We start from the raw sequence: 21,564 nt of genomic DNA, 5'->3' as shown, positions 1-21,564 counted from the left end.
CGAGAGCCACACCGATGACACCCCGTCGTACCTTTCTCAAGCATCTGTCAGTCGCCGCCGGCATCGCCGGCCTGGGCCTGGGCCCGTTGCGCCTGGCCATGGCCGCTGACGCGCGCTGGTTCATGCCCGAAGAAGACCAGGCCCAGCGGCGGATCTTCCTGGCCTTCGCCGCCGCCGAAAATGTCTGGGAAGACCAGGCGGACGCGGTCAACAGCTGCATCGCGCAACTGGCCCGAACCATCGCCCGCTACCAGCCAGTCAGCGTACTCTGCCGCCCCGAAGACCTGGCTGAGGCGCGCCAGCAATGCGGCAGCGACAACTTCGAGTTCCTGCCGATGGCGCTGGACGACATCTGGATCCGCGACTACGGCGGCTGCTTTGTCATCGACGACGACGGCAACAGCGCGCTGATGGACTTCAACTTCAACGGCTGGGGCAACAAGCAACGCCACCGCAACGACAGCCGCGTGGCGGCAACGCTCAGCGAAACCCTGGGCGTGCCCTACCTGCAAAGCGAGCTGACCGGCGAAGGCGGCGGCATCGAAGTGGATGGCCACGGCACGGCGATCATCACCGAAAGCTGCTGGATCAACGCCAACCGCAACCCTGACTGGAGCCGTAGCGACGTCGAGGCCGAGCTCAAGGCCAACCTCGGCCTGCGCAAGATCATCTGGCTGCCGGGCATCAAGGGCCAGGACATCACCGATGCCCACGTCGACTTCTACGCGCGCTTCGTCGAGCCAGGGGTGGTGATCGCCAACCTCGACAACGACCCGGACGCCTACGATTACCGGGTCACCCGCAAGCACCTGGAAATCCTCAAACAGGCCACCGACGCCGACGGCCGCCGCTTGACCGTGCACCTGCTGCCACCGCCAAGCAAACTGCGCAGCAACCGCTTCACCCGCGACAACCCGGAGTTTGCCGCCGGCTACATCAACTACCTGCCGATCAATGGCGCGGTGATCGCGCCACAGTTTGGCGACCCGCAGGCCGATCAGCACTGCAAGCAATTGCTCGGCGAGCTGTACCCGGGGCGGATCATCGAGCAGGTCAATATCGATCCGATTGCCGCGGGTGGCGGCGGGATTCATTGCATCAGCAAGAACATGCCCGATACCCGGCAGTAATCCAGTCAGCCACTTTGTTAGCTTGACGGCGTGCAGCAGCAGGCCAATAATAGATCGATCAGTCAGTCTATTAATGAGCCCGCCATGAGAACCGTAGACCCGGAGAAAGTCGCCGCCAAACGTAAGCAGATCCTCGACGCGGCCATCGAGTGCTTCGCGCGCAGTGGCTTTCACTCCACCTCGACGGCGCAAATCTGCGCCGCTGCGGGCATGAGCCCGGGCAACCTGTTCCACTACTTTCCCAGCAAGAACGCGATCATTGAGGCCATTGCCCAGGACGACCAGCATGGCATGGCCGAGTTGATCGCCCACCACGCCAAGACCAAGGACAGCCTCACTGCCATCGAGAACATCGCCATCGCCATGATGGAGTTGTGCAGCGACCCCACCTACGCCCGAATCAGCCTCGAAGTCGCCGCTGAAGCCTTGCGCAACCCCGAGGTCGGAGCCCTGCTTGCCGCCAATGACACCCAGGTCAAGGCCGATCTGCAGGCCTTGCTCAAGCGTGGTATCAAAGCCGGGCAGATCGACCCGACGCTCGATACATCGATGGCCGCGACCTGGTTGATCGCCCTGACCGAAGGCGGCATCGGCCGCGTCGTGCTCGAGCCAGGCTTCAAGGCCAAAGCCCATGGACCGACGCTGCGTACGATCATCCGCAGGTTCCTGCAGATTCAGCCATAAGCCTCCTGACATCGGCCTGTCGTACTCGCTGTTGCCTCCCTTGTTGATGTGCCCACTCGAGATTGATCGCGATGGTATCTGTGCTGCGAGACAAACCCCGCCTGGTGATCCCCGGCCTGTTGTTACTGCTCGTGACTGGCTGGGTGCTGGTGATGCCTGCCAGCGAACAACCGGTCAGTGCCCCTGCGCAAGTGCCCCTGCTCAAGGTCAGCAGCGTGCTGGCCGAACCCGGCACCGTGAGCCAGACCCTCCAGGTGACCGGCAGCCTGGTAGCTCGCGACGAGGTGTCGATCGGTACCGCACTGCAAGACACACGCATTGCCAGGGTATGGGTCGAGGAAGGCGACACGGTGGTGACCGGGCAACTGCTGGCGCAACTGGAAACCGATACCCTCGACGCCCAGGTGCGCCAGGCCGAGGCAACCCTCAGTCGTAATGCTGCCCTGATCAAGCAACAGCAAGCGCTGGATATCGAGGCACAGGCCAGCCTGGCGCGGATCAATGAGCTGGGCAGCATCGGCGCGGTCAGCGCCCAGCAACTCGACCAGCAGCGCGCCCAGGCCCATGCCAGCGCCGCCGCGTTGGCCGCCGCCCGGGCCGAGCATCAACAGGCCGTCGCACAACTGAGTGACGCCCGCACTCGCCGCGACAAGGCCGACATCCTTGCCCCGGTCAACGGCATCATCTCCGAACGTCACGCCCGCTTGGGTGCCATGGCCGGTAGTGAGCCGCTGTTCAAGCTGATACGTGACGGGCAACTCGAGCTTGATGGCGAGCTGGCGCAAAGTGCCCTGCAGACGATTCGGGTCGGTACCGCGGTTCAGGTGCACGTCGCAGGAATGCCCGACAGCGTCGCCGGCACGGTGCGCTTGCTGGCGCCCAAGGTGGATGCTGGCAGCCGGCTCGGGCGTGTGCGCATCAGCCTCGCGGCAACGCCCGGGGTGCGCGCGGGCAGTTTTGCCAGCAGCAGGATCGAAACCGGCACCAGCACCGCTGCGGTGGTCATTCCGTTACGGGCGGTGACCTTTACCGATGACGGCGGCGCCACCGTCATGGTGCTCGATGACAATGGCCAGGCGAGCGTGCGCAGCGTGACCCTCGGCCAGCGCAACAGCCTGCGGGTGCAGGTCAGCAGCGGCCTTGCCGGCGGTGAGCGAGTGGTGGCAAGCGCCTCGGCATTCGTGCGCGACGGTGACGTGGTCAGCCTGGCGCAGGAGCCAGGACAATGAGCCTGGCGGTGTCGTCCTGGGCCATTCGGCGGCCCATCCCTACCCTGGTATTGTTCCTGGTACTGGCCGTGGCCGGCTGGGTTTCCTTTATCGACCTGCCGATCAACGCCAACCCGCGGGTCGACTTTCCGGTGATTACCGTCGCCGTTGTCCAGGTCGGTGCCGCGCCGAGCGAACTCGAGCATGCCGTCACTCAACGGGTCGAGCGTGCGGTGTCCGGCCTGGCAGGCATCCGCCACATCACCTCGACGATTGCCGATGCCATTTCGGTAACCACCGTGGAGTTCCAGCTCGGTATCGACCCCGACCGCGCCGCCAACGATATCCGCGACGCTATCGGGCAAATTCGCGCGGACTTACCGCAAACCATTGAAGAGCCGCTGGTCACCCGCATTGATGTCGAGGGCGGGGCAATCCTCAACTACGCAGTCAAATCCAGCGCCCGCAATGCCGTGGACCTGAGCTGGTTTGTCGATGACGTACTCGGCCGGGAACTGCTTGGCGTACCCGGGGTACAAAAAGTACAGCGTCTGGGCGGTCTGGAGCGTGAGGTCAAGGTCGAACTCAAGCCCGAGCGACTTGAGGCACTGGGCATCTCGGCCGACCAGGTCAACACCCAGTTGCTGCACAGCAACAGCAACGTGCCCGGCGGGCGGGCGATTCTCGCCGACAGCGAGCAATCCATACGCACCCTGGGCAGCGCCCTGACCGTGCAAGCCTTGAGTGAAACGCCAATCGCCCTGCCAGACGGACGTTGGGCACGCTTGAACGAGCTGGCAAGCGTAGTCGATGGCGCCGGCGAAATGCGCGCCCAGGCGCGCCTGAACGGTGAGCAGGTGGTCGGCTTTGCCGTATTTCGCGCCAAGGGTTCCAGCGATACCCGAGTGGCTGCAGGAGTAGAGGCTGCACTACAGCGCCTGCAGCAACATCACCCGGATATCGAGGTCCAGCAGGTCGCCTCGATGGTCGACTACACGCTGGCCAGCTACAACGCCGCGATCATGACCCTGATCGAAGGCGCACTACTCACCGTGCTGGTGGTGTTCCTGTTCCTGCGCAACTGGCGCGCGACCCTGGTGGCGGCCATCGCCCTGCCCTTGTCGATCCTGCCGACCTTTGCCGCCATGACCTGGTTCGGCTATAGCCTCAACAGCATCACCTTGCTGGCCCTGACCCTGGTAATCGGCATCCTGGTCGACGATGCGATTGTCGAAATCGAGAACATCGAACGTCACCTGGATCAGGGCAAGCGCCCCTACCAGGCCGCCATTGATGCCTCGGACGCCATCGGCTTTGCCGTGGTGGCGATTACTGCGACCATCGTTGCGGTGTTCCTGCCGGTGAGTTTTATCGGTGGCTTTGTCGGCCAGTACTTCACCCCCTTCGGCATCACCGTGTCGGCCGCGGTGTTGACCTCGCTGCTGGTGGCACGGCTGCTGACGCCACTCATGGCTGCCTACCTGCTCAAGCCCAAATCGATTGAGCATCAGCAGCATGCTACGCAGGCACCCGCCGGCTTGCTCGGTCGCTACCTGCGCCTGCTTGAGTGGGCACTGGCGCATCGGCGCAAGAGCCTGGTGATCGCGGCGGCTTTCCTGCTGGCCTCCTTTGCCCTGGTACCGCTGCTGCCTTCAGGTTTCATGCCGGTCAGCGATACCAGCCTGAGCCGCATCGATGTGTCCCTGCCGCCCGGCACGCCACTGGCGCAGACCGACCGGACCCTGCAACAGATGGCGGCAAAACTGCGCGAGCAGCCGCAGGTGCTGTTTGTCTTCAGCACCGCCGGCGGCGAAGATGCCTCCGGCACCACCGATGTCGCCAGTGGCCAATTACTCGTGCGCCTGGTGCCACCCGAGCAGCGCGATCGGAGCCAGAAGGCGTTCGAACACTCGGTGCGACCGCTTCTCGGCGAGTTCGCCGATGTGCGCTTTGCCTTTCGCAGCGACAGTGCGGCGCGAGACATCTCGGTGATTCTCGTCGGTGCCGACGCCCGGCAACTGTCCCAGGCCGCCTACGCGCTGCAAGGCGAAATGCGCATGATCAAGGGGCTGGCCAACGTCCAGGTCAATGAGCCCTTGCCGCGACCGGAGCTGTTGATCCGCCCGCGCCTGGATGAGGCCGCCCGCTCTGGCATCAGCGCCCAGGCCATTGGCACCGTGGCGCGGATTGCCACCTTGGGCGATATCAATGCCAATTCAGCGCGCTTCAACTTCCACGACCGGCAAGTACCGATTCGCGTGCAACTTGCCCAGGCGCAGCAAGGCGACCTCGACACCCTGCGCAATCTGCGGGTGGCCAGCGACAACGGCGGCACCCTGGCCCTGCACAGCGTCGCCGACATCGACTACGGCAGTGGCCCGACAAAGATCGAACGCTTCGACCGGCTGCGGCGAATCTCGGTGGACGCCGACCTCGCCGGCATAACCCTCGGTTCGGCACTGGAAGCGATCCAGGCCACACCTGCCTTGCAGCACCTGCCCCTTGGCGTGCGCGAGGTGGAGTATGGCGATGCCGAGTACATGAATGAAATGTTCGAGAAATTCGCCACGGCGATGACCTTCGGCATCCTCATGGTGTTCGCCGTGCTGGTCCTGCTGTTTCGCGACTTCCTGCAGCCGCTGACCATCCTCGTTTCCCTGCCCCTGGCAGTCGGCGGTGCCATCGGTGGCTTGCTGTTGTATGGCGCGGCCATCGACCTGCCGGTGGTGATCGGCTTGCTGATGCTGATGGGCATCGTTACCAAAAACTCGATTCTGATGGTCGAATTCATCATCGAAAAACGCCGCGCCGGCATGCCCCGGCAGCTGGCACTGATGCAATCAGGCGCCGAACGTGCCAGACCCATTGTCATGACCACCATCGCCATGGTGGCAGGCATGATTCCGGCGGTCCTCAGCAGCGGCGCCGATGCCGGCTTTCGCGCGCCCATGGCGATTGCGGTTATCGGCGGACTGGTGACCTCAACCTTGCTCAGCCTGGTCTTCGTGCCGGTGGTCTTCAGCTACATGGACGACCTGAACAATTGGCTGGCCCCGCGCCTGGCCACACTCACCTCGGTGACCGCGCATGACCGGGCGACAGCGCAACTACAACGAACAGTGGCAGAGAATGATCAGACCATTTGAAGAAAACGACATGGAAGCGGTTCTGGATATCTGGTTGGCGGCCTCGATCCAGGCCCATTCCTTTGTCGATCCAGCCGTTTGGCGCGCTCAGGTCGACAACATGCGCACACTCTATTTACCCGCCTCGCAAGTGTATGTCGCCGAAGACGACAGTAAAACGACCGGCTTTTATGCACTGCATGATAATAACCTGGCGGCGATCTTTGTCCGCCCAGCGTGCCAAGGCCAAGGTATTGGCAAAGCGCTAATTGCCCACGCCAAGCAGCAACGAACAGAATTGACCCTGTCGGTGTATAAAGAAAATCACGCCAGTGTCCAGTTTTATCTGGCGCAGGGCTTTACCCCCATCGCGGAAGCGGTGGATCAACACACCGGCCACCCCGAGTACATCATGCGTACCCGCAAACAGCAGATGTAAACGTTATTACCTCTGCCCGAAAGAACGTCCAGCACACAACTGGAGATTCCTGCCCTGCGGCAAACGGTATTGCCTGCTTATCAACATCGCCCGCCCTTCTATTATTCATCGCCTACTGTATGGCGCGGCACTACTGCGCTCGAAACTTTTGAAAGCCATTGACTGATTTGCAACTAACAAAGTTTTACATCCTGCACACGGATACTAACAACGAAGCCCCCTAGCATAAAAGATCCTTAGTTCACGAAACTCTCGTAAACCACCATGAAGACAACACGGATTTATACTGCATTGACCGGCTTCTGTCTGATAACCACTTCAGCGCACTTATTGGCCGACGATTGGCAATTTACCCTGCAAGGCGGCGCGGCCAATGCGCCGCGTTACAGCGGCAGCAGTGAACGCTCTACGGCACCAGTGCTTGGCTTCGAGATCGAAAGCCCTTACGGGTTCTTCCTCAAGGAAAAAGACCTGGGCTGGAAACAGGAATGGGACGACGCCAGTTTCAGCACCTACATCGGCACCAGCGACGAACGCAAAGACCGCAAGAAAGGCTATCGCGGCTCCGACCGTCTGCGCGGCATGGGCTCGATCAAATCCCGCGCCCTGGTGGGCATGGAAGGCTCCTACACCTGGGGGCCGCTCACCTTCGGCGCCACGTTCGAACATGCGCTGAAAAAAGACAGCAACAAAGACACCGGCTCCGCCTACCAGACCCTCGAGTTGAGTGTCGGCACCTCGCTGTACGAAGGTGATTTCGGTAGCCTGACCGGCAACGTCAATGCGCTGTTTGGTGACGCCGACTACGTCCGCACCTGGTACGGCGTCAGTGAGCAGCAAGCCGCCAACAGCCGCTTTGCCGCGCACAAGACCCATGGCGGCCTGGTCAGCCAGGGCGTCAACCTGACCTGGAGTCTGCCACTGGGCGAAAATACCCGCCTGCATACCCTGCTGGATGTACAGAACCTTTCCGGGCATGTCAGTGACAGCCCGATCGTCGACCGCCGGGTGCAAACCTCCATCGCCAGCGTGCTCGAGTACAGCTTCTAGAACGCCCACCCTTGTGCCGCAGGCTCCACGGGAGGTGCCTGCAGCCCTGTTTGACAACCGCGCGCGCCAGGCCGGAACATGAGCCCCTCACGCACACCAGGAGGTTCATCGCATGAGCAAGGCACCCTATGTCCCGCCTCGGGTCTGGCAGCACGACGCGCCGTCTGGCGGCGAGTTTGCCAACATCAACCGGCCAGTCGCCGGCCCGACACACGACAAGGCCCTGCCCGTGGGCAAGCAGCCGCTGCAGCTTTACTCCCTGGCCACGCCCAATGGCGTGAAAGTCACCATCCTCCTCGAAGAGCTGCTGGCGCTTGGGCATGCCGGTGCCGAGTACGACGCCTGGCTGATTCGCATCAGCGAAGGCGAGCAGTTCTCCAGCGGCTTCGTCGAGGTCAACCCCAACTCGAAGATCCCCGCCCTGTTCGACCGTAGCGTGCAGCCGCCGATCCGGGTGTTCGAGTCGGGTTCGATCCTGCTTTACCTGGCGGAAAAATTTGCCGAGTTCCTGCCCAGCGACCCGGCCGGTCGCACCGAGACCTTGAACTGGCTGTTCTGGCAGATAGGGGCAGCACCCTACCTGGGCGGCGGCTTCGGTCACTTCTATGCCTACGCGCCGGAAAAGCTCGAGTACCCGATCAACCGCTTCAGCATGGAAACCAAGCGCCAGCTGGATGTGCTCGACCGCCGCCTGGCTGAAAGCACGTACCTGGCTGGCGATCGCTACAGCATCGCTGACATCGCAGTTTGGTCCTGGTATGGCCAACTGGCGCTGGGCAGGCTGTACTCGGCGGGCGAGTTCCTCAGCGTGCAGGACTACCCCCATGTGCAACGCTGGGCACAGGCGATTGCCGAGCGCCCGGCGGTGGTCCGCGGCCTGCGCGTCAACCGCACCTGGGGCGATGAAAGCAGCCAGCTGCCCGAGCGGCATGCGGCGCAAGATCTCGACTGATCGAGGACCCTGTTCCAGGATGGAGCACTACACATCACTGCTGCAGGCGCTGTTCTTCTTCGCGCTGACCTTCGCCCTGGGCTATCTCTCGATTCGCCGCATGCGCACGCTGCAGGAAGCCGTCGACCGCGAGTTCCAGGCAGCGCTGCGCCGCCACCACATTGACAGCTACGAAGTACTGCGCGACCGTACCCGCAACCACTACCACCCGGAGGCGATCCAGGTGCATCGGATACTGCGCGATGACAAAGGCCAGCACTACCTGTATGTCCACATCAGCGACTCGCCCGGGGTGATGCAAGCCCTCAGCCGTGAGCGGGCTTTGGCGGCGTTAGCCTAGGCTGAGCAATCCCACCTTCGACCCATGGATGATCCTGTTGAAACCCCTCAAGCACCGTTTTCTCGCCATCGCCATGCAAGTGGTGCTCAACATCAGTACCTGGAGCGGCGGGCTCTACATGATCTGGGTATTGTTGGACCGTGATGCAACGCGGTACTTCGAAACCTACGTCGTCTTTGCCATCACCGGCCTGTGCCTGTTCTTCTTTACCGCACTGTTTGTGCGCTGCCCGGAATGCAACACGTCCATGCACCATCTGTACAAGCCTGGTGACGGACTGTTGATGCACCGGGGATTGCTGCCCCATGAGGTCTTCACCCAGAAGCTGATCGAGTGCCCTGCGTGCAAGCAGGTGGTGAAGTTTCGCGATTAGCGCACGCTGATAACGACCTTGCGTGCGAGCATCCCCACCAGCATGCCGGCGATCGTCAGGAGTACATCGGCGCTGAACTTCGCCGCGTAGTCAGGGGCGTAAATGCGGTCATGGGTGTAGAAGGTCGGACCGGTGTTGAACACCGTGTGGTAGCCATTGGGGAAGAATGCCACCAGGCACAGCACCACGATCAGACCCAGGGTCCAGCCGCCGGTACCGTCGTAGGATTGGCTACGAAACCAGAGGAGAATCCAGGTCAGCACGGCAGCGAAGATGGGGGTCCAGTATTGGCTGGTGATGGCGTCGTAGAATTCCAGGGTGAAGTACATGGCGTTGCTGAGTCCTTTCAATGAAACAGGTGGAGAGGGTTCTGTTGCCCGCCGCAAAAACGCGAAAGGTCCTGGGTTGTCAGGGCCTTCAGGTTGATGCCGGCATTCGCTGTGTGCGGTGCATTCTATCACGCTGCGCGCACTGACTCCGCACTTGTCCCGCCTCAACCGGCTGGCGCAATACGGACCGTTTCCAGACGGTCCAGGCCTACGCCGTAGAAGAACGAGAACGGCCGCCCGGCCTGATAAGCGAAGTTGCTGCACATTTCACGCAAACCCTCGCGCCCGGCATCGGCCAGGTCGAAGGGCTGGTACGGGTGCACGCCGAGCGATCCGAATTCAATCGACAGCCAGGACGAACGAAACTTGCCATAGGACATCTGACTGTCCACGCTGACCTTGAGCCCACCGGCCTCGAGGCGCACCCGCAAGTCACGGTCGTCAAAGTACAAACTCGCAGGAACGCGCAAGGCCATTTGATCGTGGGTGAGAATGTCCATGTCGCCCACCAGCTGTGCGCCGTCGGCCTTGAAGCGGGTGATGATGAACGGCAATGCCGTCTGCACGAAGCTGTCGACCTGACAAATTGCCTCGCCATTGACCGTGCGGCTACCGGCAAAGGCATGACGCCGCTCGCTGTCGCTGACCAGCGTATTGAGGCTCACCTCTGACGGAAACTCGAACCACAGCGCCAACACCTTGCGCCCCATTGCGACGACGTTTGCAGGGGCCTGCCCGATTTCCTGCCCCGCTGCATTCAATCGCCTGGCCTGGCTGTAATCAAGCGTCAGTTGCAGGCTGGGAACCACGGCCTTGCGCGCGCGCAGGATGGCTTCGAACTGACGGTTCAAACCCTGGCGCTGCGCAGGGGCAAGGGCATTCTCGGCACCGCGCAGCAGCAGCGTGTCGCTGCGCTGGGGGGCCAGCTCCAGCTGCAGCTGTTGCACGTCGAGTTGTTGCGCGGCCAGCACATGCTGCATGGCCTGCAAATACCCCTCGTGCACTTGCGTGGTGTCGTGGCGAGGATGGGCACCGCCCTGGAACTGCAGCTCGGCCAGCACCACCTTGTGGTCCTTGAGCAGCGCCACGGCGAGCAGCACACACAACCCAACGCCCGACCCAACCATCAGCTTCCATCCCGCGCTTTGACTCATTACCTGCCTGCTCCTTCAGATAGACCACAGCGTCTCGCTCAGCCACGCACTGGCACCCTTGCGCCATGCCGGCCCGAGCCAGGGCGGGGATGATAACCGGCATTGCCCGGCATTGCCGCTTCAACCGGGTTGACCAGCGGCAGGTACCACCGCGTAGGCCACCTGCTGCGCTTATACTGGCCGCAATGGGCCATGGAGGGACATCTTGGACAGCCTTGTGAAACGTCGAATCATCTTGAGCGTCAGCGCACTTGCCGGTTTTTTGCCCGTCACCCTGGTGTTTATCTGGGGCGCCTTGTACTTTCTCGCGGGAACCTTGGGCTCCTCCCCCATTGTCTGGGAGAACCTGCTCGTGGTGCTGGTACCCATTGCATTTTCGCTTTTCTGCCTCTGGGCATGCTGGAAACTCTACGCCATCTCAATGGCCACAACGCCCGAAGTCCGCCACAAACGCCTGCTGGTCATGGGTGTCCTGGGTACGATCCTCTGGGGGTTGCCCTGGGCTTATCTGGGCCGTGACTTCCCCACGACGATCTACATTTTCCTGATGCCCGGCCTCACCGCAGCGGTGATGCTGGGCATGGCGCTGAGCCGGCAAAGGTCGGCAGTGACGCGCGTTCAACCCGACGCGTGAACGGCCTGGCAGCTGACAATGCGAGCCAGCCCGGCCGACCCCGCGCCGCCTCCACGCCCCTGGCGGCCCGGCCAATGCGAGTAGCCATCCTCCCCCTCCCGTCATAGCATGCTTGCCTAACGGTCGGCACGCCAAACGGACTTGGAAGATGAACGCCAACACACAGCTCGACGCCAGCACCCTGGGCCTGAACGAACAGCGCCTGCGCGCCCTGGCCCACCGCGACACCCTGGAAACCTGCAGCCTCGACCAGTTGCGCGACGTGCAACTGCGCCGCCTGCGCTGGTCGCTCAAACATGCCTGGCGCAACGTGCCCTGGTACCACCATCAGTTCGAAGCCCAGGGGCTGCACCCCGAGGATCTCCAGCAGCTGGAAGACCTCGCCCGCTTTCCCTTCATCGGCAATGCCGAGTTGCAACATCACTATCCGTTCGAACTGTTCGCCGTACCCGCACACCAGGTCGTGCGCCTGCAGGCCTGCAATGACGGTAGCGCCCGCTCGCCGGTGATTGGCTACACGCGCAACGACCAGGAGGTCTGGGCGGCGCTGGTCGCGCGCTCGTTGCGCGCCGCCGGTGCCCATGCCGGCGACCGCCTGTACGTGCTCGGCGGGCAGGACGCCTTGGGTGCCAGCGGCGGCATCCAGTTGGGCGCCGAGCGTCTGAACTGTGCGCTGATCCCCCTGGCGGCGCGCCAGGCCGGCCAGCAGGTCCGCCTGCTCTGTGACTTCCAGCCGCAGATGCTGATCGCCACGCCTTCCCACTTGCTGGCCCTGGCCAACGAGCTGGAACGCCAGAACATCGCGGCGTCGGCACTGTCCCTGCGCATGGCCTTGATCGGCCCGCAACCCTGCAGCAGCGCCCTGCGCCAGGAGCTCGAACAGCGTCTGGGCATCCAGACCCTGGCACTCTACGGCGTACCGGCACTGATGGACCCGGGCATCGGCATGGAATGCCTGGAAACCCGCGACGGCGTGACCCTTTGGGAAGACCACTTCTACCCGGAAATCATCGACCCGGACAGCGGCACACCGCTGCCTGATGGCAGCTTCGGCGAAGTGGTGCTGACCAGCCTGAGCCGCGAGGCCCTGCCGATGATCCGTTACCGCACCGGCGATATCGGCCGCCTGCTGCCGGGTACCGCCCGCAGCATGCGCCGCCTTGAACGCCTCACCGGCAACAGCGCCACTACTTTGCGCCAGAGCGCCTGAACAGGACCCGGTCAATGACTACGATGCACCCATTAAAAGTCGCCGATATCCGCCGCGAGAGCGCCGACACTGTCTCGATCGCCTTTGAGGTGCCAGCGCACCTGGCCTCGACCTACCGCTTCCAGCAGGGCCAGTACCTGCAACTGGAGGCGCAGTTGCAAGGTGAAGCGGTACGGCGCTCTTATTCGATTTTCAGCGCCCCCACCGACGGCGAACTGCGCGTAGCCATCAAGCATGTACCCCAGGGACGTTTCTCGAGCTACGCCAACACCCAACTGGCGGTAGGCGACGCATTGCTGGTGATGCCACCCGCAGGCTCGTCGTACCGTCCTGAACCGCAGGCGCAGGTCCATCACTGCCTGGGCATGGCCTCAGGCAGCGGCATCACGGCGCTGCTGCCGATCATCAAGACGACCCTGGAAAACGATGAGCGCAGCCGCTTCACCTTGGTCTATGGCAGCCGCGACCGCGCCAGCATGCTGTTTGGCGAACGGCTGGAGGCACTGAAGGGGGTGTATGCAGAGCGTCTGCAACTGATCCTGCTGTTCAGCCGTGAAGCCAACAACAACGGGCTACCGTCCGGGCGCCTGGACATCGCCACCTGTGATTGCCTGTTCCGTGAATGGGTCGACGTCAGCCTGCTCGACGCGGCTTTTATCTGTGGCCCACAGGCCATGGTCGAGACGGTGGGTGGGGCGCTGAAGGATTACGGCCTGGCAGCCGAGCGCCTGCATTTCGAACGTTTTGCCGAGCCACAGCCTCTGCGCGAGGCGCTGCCCTCCTGAACCGCGCGGGCCTTGCGCTGCCTGGCAGCGCAAGGCGAACGTTCGCTCAATCGCGGTCGCGATGGTCGGCGACGCCGCGCATCCAGTAGCCCTTGCTGCGGACCAATCGACGTGGAATCGAACAGGCCTCAGTGAGGTAGTCACGCACCTCATTGACGCACTGCGCTTCGCCGGCGATCCAGAACTGCCCGACCCCCGACGGCAATTGCAGACTGTCGATACCCTGGAGCAACAGATTGCTGCCGGCGGGATGCTCATCGCGGAAGAACCACTCACAATTGACTGCGGCCAGTGAATCCAGCGCTTGCAGTTCGGTCATGGTTTCGGCCTCCAGCACCACCAGGGCGCGGTCCCCCGGCGACAGGCTCTCAAGGATGCTCATCACCGCCGGGGTGCCGGTTTCGTCTGCGGCCAGCAGCATCCACTCGGCATCTTCCTGGGGCTGAAACCCACCTCGCAACGCCGAGCAACCGATCTGATCGCCGAACTGTGCCTGCTCGACCCAACGTCCGGCCGGACCATGGTCATGGCGCACGAAGTCGATGTCGACATTGCCCGACTGCGGGTAGTGCCGGCGGATGGTGTAGGCCCGGCTGACCTGGCTGCCGCCACTGGGCAGGAACAGCTTCAGCCATTGCGAAGGCTGGCACGGTAGCGCGGTGGCGAACAGGTCGCCCTTGAAGGTGACACGCCGCACCAGCGGCGTGACATCGCGGATATCGATCACATCGAGGTTGTACTTCAACTTCTTGCGGAACTCGAACATGAATACTCCAGATTTACTTGGCTTTCGCCTTGGGTGAACTGGCCAGCCAGACAATGGCCAGGACAGCGCAGAACAGCCATGCGCTGGCGAGGGAGAAATCGTTCAGGGCCAGCATATGCGCCTGCCGGTCGATGGTTCGCGCCAGCGACTCGAGGGCGCCCTGGGCCGACAGCCCGAGCGAGTTGAGGTTGTCCTGGGCCTGGGCGCTCCAGTGGTCGAACGGCGTCATGCGCTCGGCCAGGTCGACCTGATGCTGGCGTGCCCGGTGATCCCAGAACGCAGGGCCCAGTGACACCGCGAAGCTGGCGCCGGTCATGCGCAGGGCGTTTTGCAAGCCGAGGGCCGCCGGAATTTTCTCCGGTGGCAGGCGCGACAGCGAGATCGCCACCAGCGGGGTGAACAGGAACGCCGTGCCGGCGCCCATCAGCACCGAGTTCCAGCCGATGAACTGAATGTCCAGGTTGGTCTCGAAGTACATGCGCCACAGTGATGCGCCGATCCAGCAAATGAACGCCATGCTCGCCAGTACCCGCGCGTCGGTATGCTGCATCAGCCTGCCGATGAAGGGCGCCAGCACCACCCCGGCGATCCCCAGGGGGGCGGTGGCGATACCGGCCCAGGTCGCGGTGTAGCCCATTTCGGTTTGCAGCCACAACGGCACCAGCACCAGCGAGGCGAAGTACAGGGCAAAGCCCAGGCTCACGCTCAGGGTGCCGATGGCGTAGTTGCGCTCCTTGAACAGGCGCAGGTCGAGAATCGGGTGTTGCGCGGTCAGCTCCCAGGTAATAAGGGAGGCGAACCCCAGCACGGCAATGACCGCCAGGACACGAATCGGCGTGGCAGAGAACCAGTCCAGGTCCTGGCCCTTGTCGAGCAGGATCTGCAACGAACCCACGGCAACCATCAGCAGCAGCAGGCCGACCACATCCACCGGCAGCTTGCGCGTGGGGTTGTCCCGCCCGCTCAGCACCTGGCCGAGGGTCAGCAGGATGAAGATGCCAACCGGCACGTTGATATAGAAGATCCACGGCCAACTGATGTTATCGGTCAGGTAGCCGCCGAGGATCGGGCCGCACACCGGCCCCAGGAAGGTGGTCATCGACCACACCACCAAGGCCGTTGTACGCCGCGCAGGCGGAAAGATCGCCACCAGCAGCGCCTGGGACAACGGCGCCAAGGGGCCGCAAACGGCGCCCTGGAATACCCGGAATACCAGCAGCGAAGTCAGGTTCGGGGCCAGGCCGCAGCACACCGAGGCCAGCACGAACAGCACCACGGCGCTGAGGAACAGCTTGACCTGGCCGAAGCGCTGGGCCAGCCAGCCGGTGAGCGGCAGGCCGATGGCCAGGGAGATGCTGAACGAAGTCAGCACCCAGGTGCCCTGGTCAGGGGCCACGCCGAGGTTGCCGGAAATGGTCGGCACCGCGACGTTGGCGATGGTGGTGTCGAGCACCATCATGAAGTTGGCCATGCCGATCGCCAGCGCGCCGAGGACCAGCGTGCCACCGCTCAATGGCTCGATGGGACGCTTGGCGCTGCTCATCGATCGTTCCTCGAGACGCTCAGTTTCGACACTTGCAGGTTCTCGGCGATGATCCGGTTGACCAGCGCTTCGCTGCCGCTACCGATGTTGCCGTAGACCTCGGTGTTGTCCTGGACGCTGGTGGGGGCCTGCTCGTCCGGCTCACCCAGGGTGGCCTTGGCGGTCATCGACAGGCCGATGCGCAGTGGGTGGCGCAACACCTCTTCGCGGTCCAGGGCGATGCGCACCGGTACCCGTTGCACCACCTTGATCCAGTTGCCGGTGGCGTTCTGCGCCGGGATGGTGGCGAACGCCGCGCCGCTGCCGGCTTCGATACCCTGGATGCGGCCGTGGTAGACCACGCTCTCGCCATACAGGTCGGCAAACAGTTCGACACGCTGGCCGACCTTGATCTGGCCCAGTTGCGACTCTTTGAAGTTGGCCTCGACCCAGACCTTGTCCAGCGGCACCAGGCCCATCAGAACAGTACCCGGTTCGATGTGCTGGCCCACTTGCACCGCGCGCTTGGTAATCAGGCCATCCACCGGCGCCGGGACCTTGGTCCGCGCCAACGCCAGGTAGGCTTCACGCACACGCTCGGCGGCAGCGGCCACCTGCGGATGGTTTTCCACGGTGGTGCCCTGGATCCGCGCCTGCAGGCCGACCAGTTTGGCCTCGGCCGCGCGCAGGCCGGATTGGGCGATCTGCGCAGCTTCCTCGGCGTGGTGCAGGTCTTCCCCGGACACCCCGCCCTGGGCAATCACTGAACGGCGCCGTTGCAGGTCCTGGTTGGCCCGGTTGGCTTCGGCCTGGCGCAGCTTGACCTGGGCGGTCAGGTCGTTTTCTTCGGCGAACAGGCTGTTGACCGTGCGTACGGTCAGGGCCAGTTGGTGGGTGGCGGCGTCCAGGCTCAGGCGCGCATCGGCCGGGTCGATTTCGACCAGGGTGTCACCGGCCTTGACCGTATCGGTGTTCTGGATGTTCACCGCGGTGGCCGTGCCGCGCACCTGGGCGGAAATCAGCACCACGTCGCCACGCACATAGGCGTTGTCGGTGCTTTCATAGAGGCGGCCATATACCCAGTACCACAGGGCGGCAGCCACGGCCGCCGCCAGGGCGACCAGGGTGATGAGCAGGAAAATCGGGCCGCGGCGCGACTTGGCCGGAGCCGGGGCTGGGGTTTGGGTGGCGTCAGTCATGGGAGGTTCCTGCAAGCGTAGTGGAGTTCTGATCAGCTTCTTTCCAGCCGCCGCCAAGCGCGCGTAGCAGGCCGGCATGGTTTTGCAGCGCCGAGGTTTTCAACTGGACCAGTTGCATGCGCGTATCGAGCACCCGGGTCTGGGCATCGAGCACATGCAGAAAATCGGTGAGGCTTTGCCGGTAACGCAGGTTTTCCAGGTCGTAGACCTGTTCGGCCTCATCCAGCCCCTGCACGGTTTTCAGGCGCTGGCCTTCGATGGCGCGCAGTTGCGAGACATGCCCGGCCACTTCGCTCAGGGCATTGACCAGGGTCTGGTTGTAACTGGCCACCGCTTCGGCGTAACCGGCCTGTTGCGCCCGGTACTGGCCACGCAGACGCCCGGCGTCGAAGATCGGCAAGGTCACCGCCGGGCCCACGCCATAGGTGCGGCTGTCGTGGTGGAACAGGTTCTGAAAACTGAAACTCTGAAAGCCTGCGAATGCGAGCAGGTCGATGTTCGGGTAGAACGCCGCACGCGCCGCGCCAATGCGTTTGCCTTGCGCTTCGACGCGCCAGCGCTGGGCGACCACATCAGGCCGGCCACCGATCAGCTCGGCAGGCAGATGCCCCGGCAAGGCCACGCTACGCCGAGGGTCGGCGACCTTGGGCTGCCATTGCTCGCCCCAGCCCGGACCCTTGCCGGCCAGGGCCGCCAGGCGCAGTTGATAACCGCGGGCGGCGCCTTGCAGGCGCGCCTGCTCGGCTTCGAGCAACGGGATCGGCCCCCGTGCCCGCACCACGTCGACCTGGGTGCCCAGGCCGGACTTCAGCCGGTCTTCGCTCAGGCGCAGGATGCTGCGGCGCTGCTCCAGGGTCTGGTTGACGATGGCCTGCTGCTCGAGCACGCCGCCCAAGGCAAACCAGGTTTCCACCAGGCTGCCGCTGAGCGCCAGACGGGCCACCGCCTGATCGGCCTGGGCGGCGCGCAGGCTGCCCACCGCCGCTTCGTTCAGGGACCGGTTCAGGCCCCACAGGTCGAGGTTGTAACGCCCTTGCAGCAGCGCTTGGCCATCGGTGTGCCAGACCCCGGCTTCATCGGCGCCGGTCTTGTAGTTCTGCGAATCCTGGCTGCGCAGGATCTGGGTCATGGCCGACAGGCTCGGCCGGGTGTTGGCCAGGGTAATGCCGGCGTCGGCTTGCGCCCGGTCGATGCGCGCGCTGGCAACCGCCAGGCTTGGCGATGTCTCCAGGGCGGCAGCCAGCAGGCGGTCGAGGTCGGCGTCGTTAAAGCTCAGCCACCAGCGATCATCCGCCTGGGATGCGGGTTGGGTCGCGGCGTGCTCGATGTCCAGACCGGCTTCGAGCTGTTCGGGTGACAAGGGTTTTGGCGGTTCGGGGCTATGCCCGGGGCTGACGCAGCCGGGCAATGCCAGCAGCAGACAGACCGCCAGCCAATGCTGAATCGAATGAGAGGGTTCCATCACAACATCCTTGGAGGGTTGGGTTGCAACGGGATGATAGGTAGCCCCTGGCATATTGAAAATTGCAATTAACCGAGACTAGACTTGCGTTTCTTGCAACAAGGAGCGTGCAATGAACCTACCTGATCTGAACCTGCTGCTGACCTTCGATTCGATGCTGCGCGAAGGCAGCGTCACCGGCGCCGCCGAGCGCATGAACCTGAGCATCCCGGCCATGAGCCGACGCCTGGCGAACCTGCGCGAGGCCATGGGCGACCCGCTGTTCGTGCTTGCCGGACGCCGCCTGGTGCCCACCCCCCTGGCACTGGAACTGGCGCCGCAGGTGCACAACCTGCTCGAAGAGGCGCGCAATGTGCTGGGCACTAAACAGAAGCTCAACCTGGGCACGGTAAAGCGAGTATTCACCCTGCGCACCGAGGACGGCTTCACCGGTGCCTGGGCCCTGCGCCTGAGCCAACGGGTGGCGCAACAGGCCCCGCATGTGACCTTGAGTTTCATGTCCCAGGGCAACGAGGATGTCGCCGCCTTGCGCGACGGCCTGATCGACCTCGACATCGGCATCGCCGGCCCCCTGGGGCCCGAGGTCTACAAGCAGCGCCTGTACATCGACACCTTTGTCGGCGTGGTCAACAACCAGCACCCCCTCGCGCGCCAGAGCAGTGTCAGCGCCGAGGACCTGGTGGCCTTCCCTCACCTGTCGGTGTCACGCCGCGGCCGCACCCGCGGGCCGCTGGACCTGGAGCTGGAAAAGGTCGGTTTGCAACGCAAGGTGCAGTTGGTGGTCCCGGGCTTTCAGGCGGCCATGCAACTGGCCAGTTCCTCGGACATGATTGCGGTGATCCCGCGGCGCTTCGTCGAATGGTCGTTGCCGCTGCTGCCACTGCACATTTTCCCGCTACCGCTGGAGACCCCCGGCGGCGAGTTCTGCCAGGCCTGGCACCCACGCGTGAACAATGACCAGGTACATCGTTGGTTGCGCCAACTGGTGCAGGAATGCTCCGGCAGCTGAATCGGTTGTCCTGCGACGGGCGCCAAATGCGAGCGCCCTGCAGCCGCCCCCTCAGACAAAAAAACCGCCCACAGTAGCCAGCGACAAAAAGCGCCCACAACCCCTCCTCCAGGCAATCGTAGATTGCGTGTTTCGAAATTTACATCCAGTCACACTTATCTCTAAGTTGTCGTCCGTGCAAACCAGCATTTACCCCATAACAACGGCGCGCCCCCCATGGGTAACCAGTGCGCGTGGTCTTATTGATACCGGAGCAGACTAATGATGGATCGTAATGGCTTCTCTCTTGATCGTCGGGGCCTTCAAACCTCGCAGGAGTACCTGGCAAGCCTGCGGGATGGCAGGGAAGTCTGGATCAACGGCGAGCGGGTCGAGGATGTCACCGAACACCCTGCGTTTCGCAACGCGGCGCTGATGAATGCGCGCTTCTACGATGCGCTGCATGACCCCAAGCTGCGTGACAAACTCACCGTTGAGATCGACGGTGCTCCCGGCCTGCGCTGCCACCGCTTCTTCCAGGCGCCGCGCACGGTCGAAGAACAGGTCGCCGCGCGCGATGCGATCGCCGAAACCGCACGCCTGAGCTATGGCTGGATGGGTCGCACCCCGGATTTCAAAGGCGCCTGGATCGGCACCTTCGGCCCTAACCGCGACCTCTATGGCGAGTACGCCGAGAACGCCACCCGCTGGTACAACTTCAGCCGTGAACGCCTGCCGTTCATCAACCATGCCGTGGTCAACCCGCCGGTCGACCGCAACCAGGACCCGAACACCTCCAACGTCTTCGTGCGCGTCGACGAAGAAACCGCGGACGGTCTCTACATCAGCGGCGCCAAGGTGGTGGCCACCGGCGCGGCACTGACCCAGTACACCTTCGTAGCCCACTACAACGTGATGTACCAGGACAAGAAGTACTCGCCGATCTTCATGATCCCCACCGGTGCCAAGGGCGTGAAGCTGATCTGCCGGACCTCCTACGAGCAGGCGGTGAGCAAGAACGGCAGCCCGTTCGACTACCCGCTGTCGAGCCGCATGGACGAGAACGATTGCATCCTGATCTTCGACCGGGCCTTCGTACCGTGGCAGGACGTGTTCATGTATGGCGTGGAGATGTCCAACAGTTTCATTCAGAAATCGGGTTTCTTCGGCCGCACCCTGATGCACGGCTGCACCCGCCTGGCGGTGAAGATGGACTTCATCTGCGGGCTGTTCCTCAAGGCCGTGGAAATCTGCGGTACCCGTGACTTCCAGGGCGTTCAGGGGGCAGTGGGCGAAGCCATCGCCTTGCGCCACATGCTCTGGGGCCTGTCCGACTCCATGGCCTATCGCACCGAAAACTGGAACGAGGAATTCCTGCTGCCCAACCTGGAATCGGCACTGGCCTACCGCGCCACCGCTGGCGATGCCTACAGCCGGGTGATCAACCTGATCCGCAAGACCGTGGCCAGCGGCCTGATCTACCTGCCGTCCCACGCCAAGGACTTCCTCAACCCCGAGGTGCGACCGTTCCTGGACCAGTACGCCCGCGGCTCCAATGGCATCGACGCCGAAGAACGCGCCAAGACCCTCAAGCTGCTGTGGGACGCGATCGGCACCGAATTCGGTTCGCGCCACGAACTGTACGAGGTCAACTACTCCGGCAGCTACGAGAAGAGCCGCCTCGACACCCTGCACATCGCCAGCCATTCCGGACGCACCGAGCAAATGCGCGCCCTGGCCGAACAGTGCATGGCCGAGTACGACCTCAATGGCTGGACCGCCCCGGACTTCAAAAAGGCGTACGCGGCACGTTGAGGCCGTCGCGTAACTGAACATTAGCTGTCGTCGAGGGGCTGCCGCCCACAGGCCAATCCCGCCTGTGGATACAGCCCCCTCACGCGTGCACCGCACGCTTGAGTGTACGCACACCTCCATGTGTGAATCCTTTCAGCGCTGCTGATGGATACACCTTAGAAGAACATTTCCAGCTTGTCGGCTGCGTTCTGTGCAAAAGTCCATTGCACGGTTGCAGGCGATGCAACATAGCGCCTGAACGCCGTCGCGCTCCCTCGCCGCGCCCTACCCGCCCTATTGCCATCGACGCCCTGGCCGATAACCCCTCCAGGCCCGACTGCCGTGCGAGCTCAACCTGATCGGCGACCTGGCCAGGACGGCTGTCTTGCGCCCTGATGGCGAGCACCGGGTAAAAACCAT

The 21,564-nt window shown here is 63.4% G+C and carries 20 protein-coding genes; 14 read left to right on the top strand and 6 right to left on the bottom strand.

The genetic code is table 11. From position 1 onward, the window contains the following. The first annotated feature begins 14 nt into the window (after positions 1-14). The 9 genes from BV82_RS10585 to BV82_RS10545 all read left to right on the top strand — a co-directional run bounded on the left by BV82_RS10585 (position 15) and on the right by BV82_RS10545 (position 9,301). Positions 15-1,130 carry an agmatine deiminase family protein gene (locus BV82_RS10585; RefSeq protein ID WP_036994640.1) on the top strand — a complete coding sequence of 372 codons (1,116 nt, stop codon included), beginning with the start codon at positions 15-17 and terminating at the stop codon, positions 1,128-1,130. An 84-nt stretch (positions 1,131-1,214) separates the two neighbouring features. Next, positions 1,215-1,814: a TetR/AcrR family transcriptional regulator gene (locus BV82_RS10580; protein ID WP_036994637.1), complete on the top strand. Its 600-nt coding sequence runs from the start codon at positions 1,215-1,217 to the stop codon at positions 1,812-1,814. Between the two features lie 80 nt (positions 1,815-1,894). Continuing rightward, positions 1,895-3,043 (top strand): efflux RND transporter periplasmic adaptor subunit, encoded by a 1,149-nt coding sequence (locus BV82_RS10575; RefSeq protein WP_158491186.1) that lies wholly within the window; start codon positions 1,895-1,897, stop codon positions 3,041-3,043. After that, on the top strand, positions 3,040-6,168 hold the full coding sequence (locus BV82_RS10570) for an efflux RND transporter permease subunit (protein WP_036994634.1): 3,129 nt from the start codon (positions 3,040-3,042) through the stop codon (positions 6,166-6,168). The genes BV82_RS10575 and BV82_RS10570 overlap by 4 nt, the downstream gene beginning before the upstream one ends. Before the next feature lie 10 nt (positions 6,169-6,178). Beyond that, entirely contained in the window at positions 6,179-6,586 is a 408-nt protein-coding gene (locus BV82_RS10565) for a GNAT family N-acetyltransferase (RefSeq protein ID WP_437127814.1), read from the top strand. Between the two features lie 264 nt (positions 6,587-6,850). Then, positions 6,851-7,636: a MipA/OmpV family protein gene (locus BV82_RS10560; protein WP_036994631.1), complete on the top strand. Its 786-nt coding sequence runs from the start codon at positions 6,851-6,853 to the stop codon at positions 7,634-7,636. A gap of 112 nt (positions 7,637-7,748) precedes the next feature. Continuing rightward, complete coding sequence (gene yghU / locus BV82_RS10555; protein ID WP_036994629.1) at positions 7,749-8,588, top strand: glutathione-dependent disulfide-bond oxidoreductase; 840 nt, start codon at positions 7,749-7,751, stop codon at positions 8,586-8,588. 19 nt (positions 8,589-8,607) lie between these two features. Next, positions 8,608-8,928, top strand: a complete 321-nt coding sequence (locus BV82_RS10550) for a hypothetical protein (protein ID WP_036994627.1) — start codon at positions 8,608-8,610, stop codon at positions 8,926-8,928. 37 nt (positions 8,929-8,965) lie between these two features. Beyond that, positions 8,966-9,301 carry a hypothetical protein gene (locus BV82_RS10545; RefSeq protein ID WP_145997591.1) on the top strand — a complete coding sequence of 112 codons (336 nt, stop codon included), beginning with the start codon at positions 8,966-8,968 and terminating at the stop codon, positions 9,299-9,301. Here BV82_RS10545 and BV82_RS10540 read toward each other — a convergent pair. After that, on the bottom strand, positions 9,298-9,630 hold the full coding sequence (locus BV82_RS10540) for a hypothetical protein (RefSeq protein ID WP_036994625.1): 333 nt from the start codon (positions 9,628-9,630) through the stop codon (positions 9,298-9,300). The genes BV82_RS10545 and BV82_RS10540 overlap by 4 nt on opposite strands. 164 nt (positions 9,631-9,794) lie before the next feature. Continuing rightward, positions 9,795-10,784, bottom strand: a complete 990-nt coding sequence (locus tag BV82_RS10535) for a hypothetical protein (RefSeq protein WP_010225465.1) — start codon at positions 10,782-10,784, stop codon at positions 9,795-9,797. A 205-nt stretch (positions 10,785-10,989) separates the two neighbouring features. Here BV82_RS10535 and BV82_RS10530 point away from each other — a divergent pair, with 205 nt between their 5' ends. From BV82_RS10530 to BV82_RS10520, 3 genes are all read left to right on the top strand, one after another. Next, positions 10,990-11,418, top strand: a complete 429-nt coding sequence (locus BV82_RS10530) for a hypothetical protein (RefSeq protein WP_036994624.1) — start codon at positions 10,990-10,992, stop codon at positions 11,416-11,418. A gap of 148 nt (positions 11,419-11,566) precedes the next feature. Next, the gene (locus BV82_RS10525) at positions 11,567-12,628 is read left to right on the top strand and encodes a phenylacetate--CoA ligase (protein WP_051636737.1); all 1,062 of its coding nucleotides are present in this window, start codon (positions 11,567-11,569) and stop codon (positions 12,626-12,628) included. Between the two features lie 14 nt (positions 12,629-12,642). Next, on the top strand, positions 12,643-13,413 hold the full coding sequence (locus BV82_RS10520) for an FAD-binding oxidoreductase (RefSeq protein ID WP_050990030.1): 771 nt from the start codon (positions 12,643-12,645) through the stop codon (positions 13,411-13,413). A 46-nt stretch (positions 13,414-13,459) separates the two neighbouring features. Here the strand turns inward: BV82_RS10520 and BV82_RS10515 are convergent, their stop codons facing one another. The 4 genes from BV82_RS10515 to BV82_RS10500 are packed head-to-tail and all read right to left on the bottom strand — an operon-like array spanning position 13,460 to position 18,362. Beyond that, complete coding sequence (locus BV82_RS10515; protein ID WP_010225473.1) at positions 13,460-14,179, bottom strand: siderophore-interacting protein; 720 nt, start codon at positions 14,177-14,179, stop codon at positions 13,460-13,462. A 13-nt stretch (positions 14,180-14,192) separates the two neighbouring features. After that, positions 14,193-15,722, bottom strand: a complete 1,530-nt coding sequence (locus BV82_RS10510) for a DHA2 family efflux MFS transporter permease subunit (protein WP_036994623.1) — start codon at positions 15,720-15,722, stop codon at positions 14,193-14,195. After that, positions 15,719-16,900 (bottom strand): HlyD/EmrA/EmrK family protein, encoded by a 1,182-nt coding sequence (locus tag BV82_RS10505; protein WP_010225477.1) that lies wholly within the window; start codon positions 16,898-16,900, stop codon positions 15,719-15,721. Before BV82_RS10505 ends, BV82_RS10510 begins: the two co-directional genes overlap by 4 nt. After that, the gene (locus tag BV82_RS10500) at positions 16,893-18,362 is read right to left on the bottom strand and encodes an efflux transporter outer membrane subunit (RefSeq protein ID WP_051636736.1); all 1,470 of its coding nucleotides are present in this window, start codon (positions 18,360-18,362) and stop codon (positions 16,893-16,895) included. Before BV82_RS10500 ends, BV82_RS10505 begins: the two co-directional genes overlap by 8 nt. Positions 18,363-18,474: 112 nt before the next feature. On the opposite strand from BV82_RS10500, the gene BV82_RS10495 reads away from it, so the two are divergent. After that, positions 18,475-19,371, top strand: a complete 897-nt coding sequence (locus BV82_RS10495) for a LysR family transcriptional regulator (RefSeq protein WP_036994622.1) — start codon at positions 18,475-18,477, stop codon at positions 19,369-19,371. Between the two features lie 261 nt (positions 19,372-19,632). Continuing rightward, complete coding sequence (locus BV82_RS10490; RefSeq protein ID WP_036994621.1) at positions 19,633-21,165, top strand: 4-hydroxyphenylacetate 3-hydroxylase family protein; 1,533 nt, start codon at positions 19,633-19,635, stop codon at positions 21,163-21,165. The last annotated feature ends 399 nt before the right edge of the window (positions 21,166-21,564 follow it).

It is taken from the genome of Pseudomonas donghuensis (assembly GCF_000696345.2).
In the GTDB taxonomy this organism is placed as follows: Bacteria; Pseudomonadota; Gammaproteobacteria; order Pseudomonadales; family Pseudomonadaceae; genus Aquipseudomonas; species Aquipseudomonas donghuensis.
This window is presented reverse-complemented; position numbering and strand designations above follow the sequence as displayed.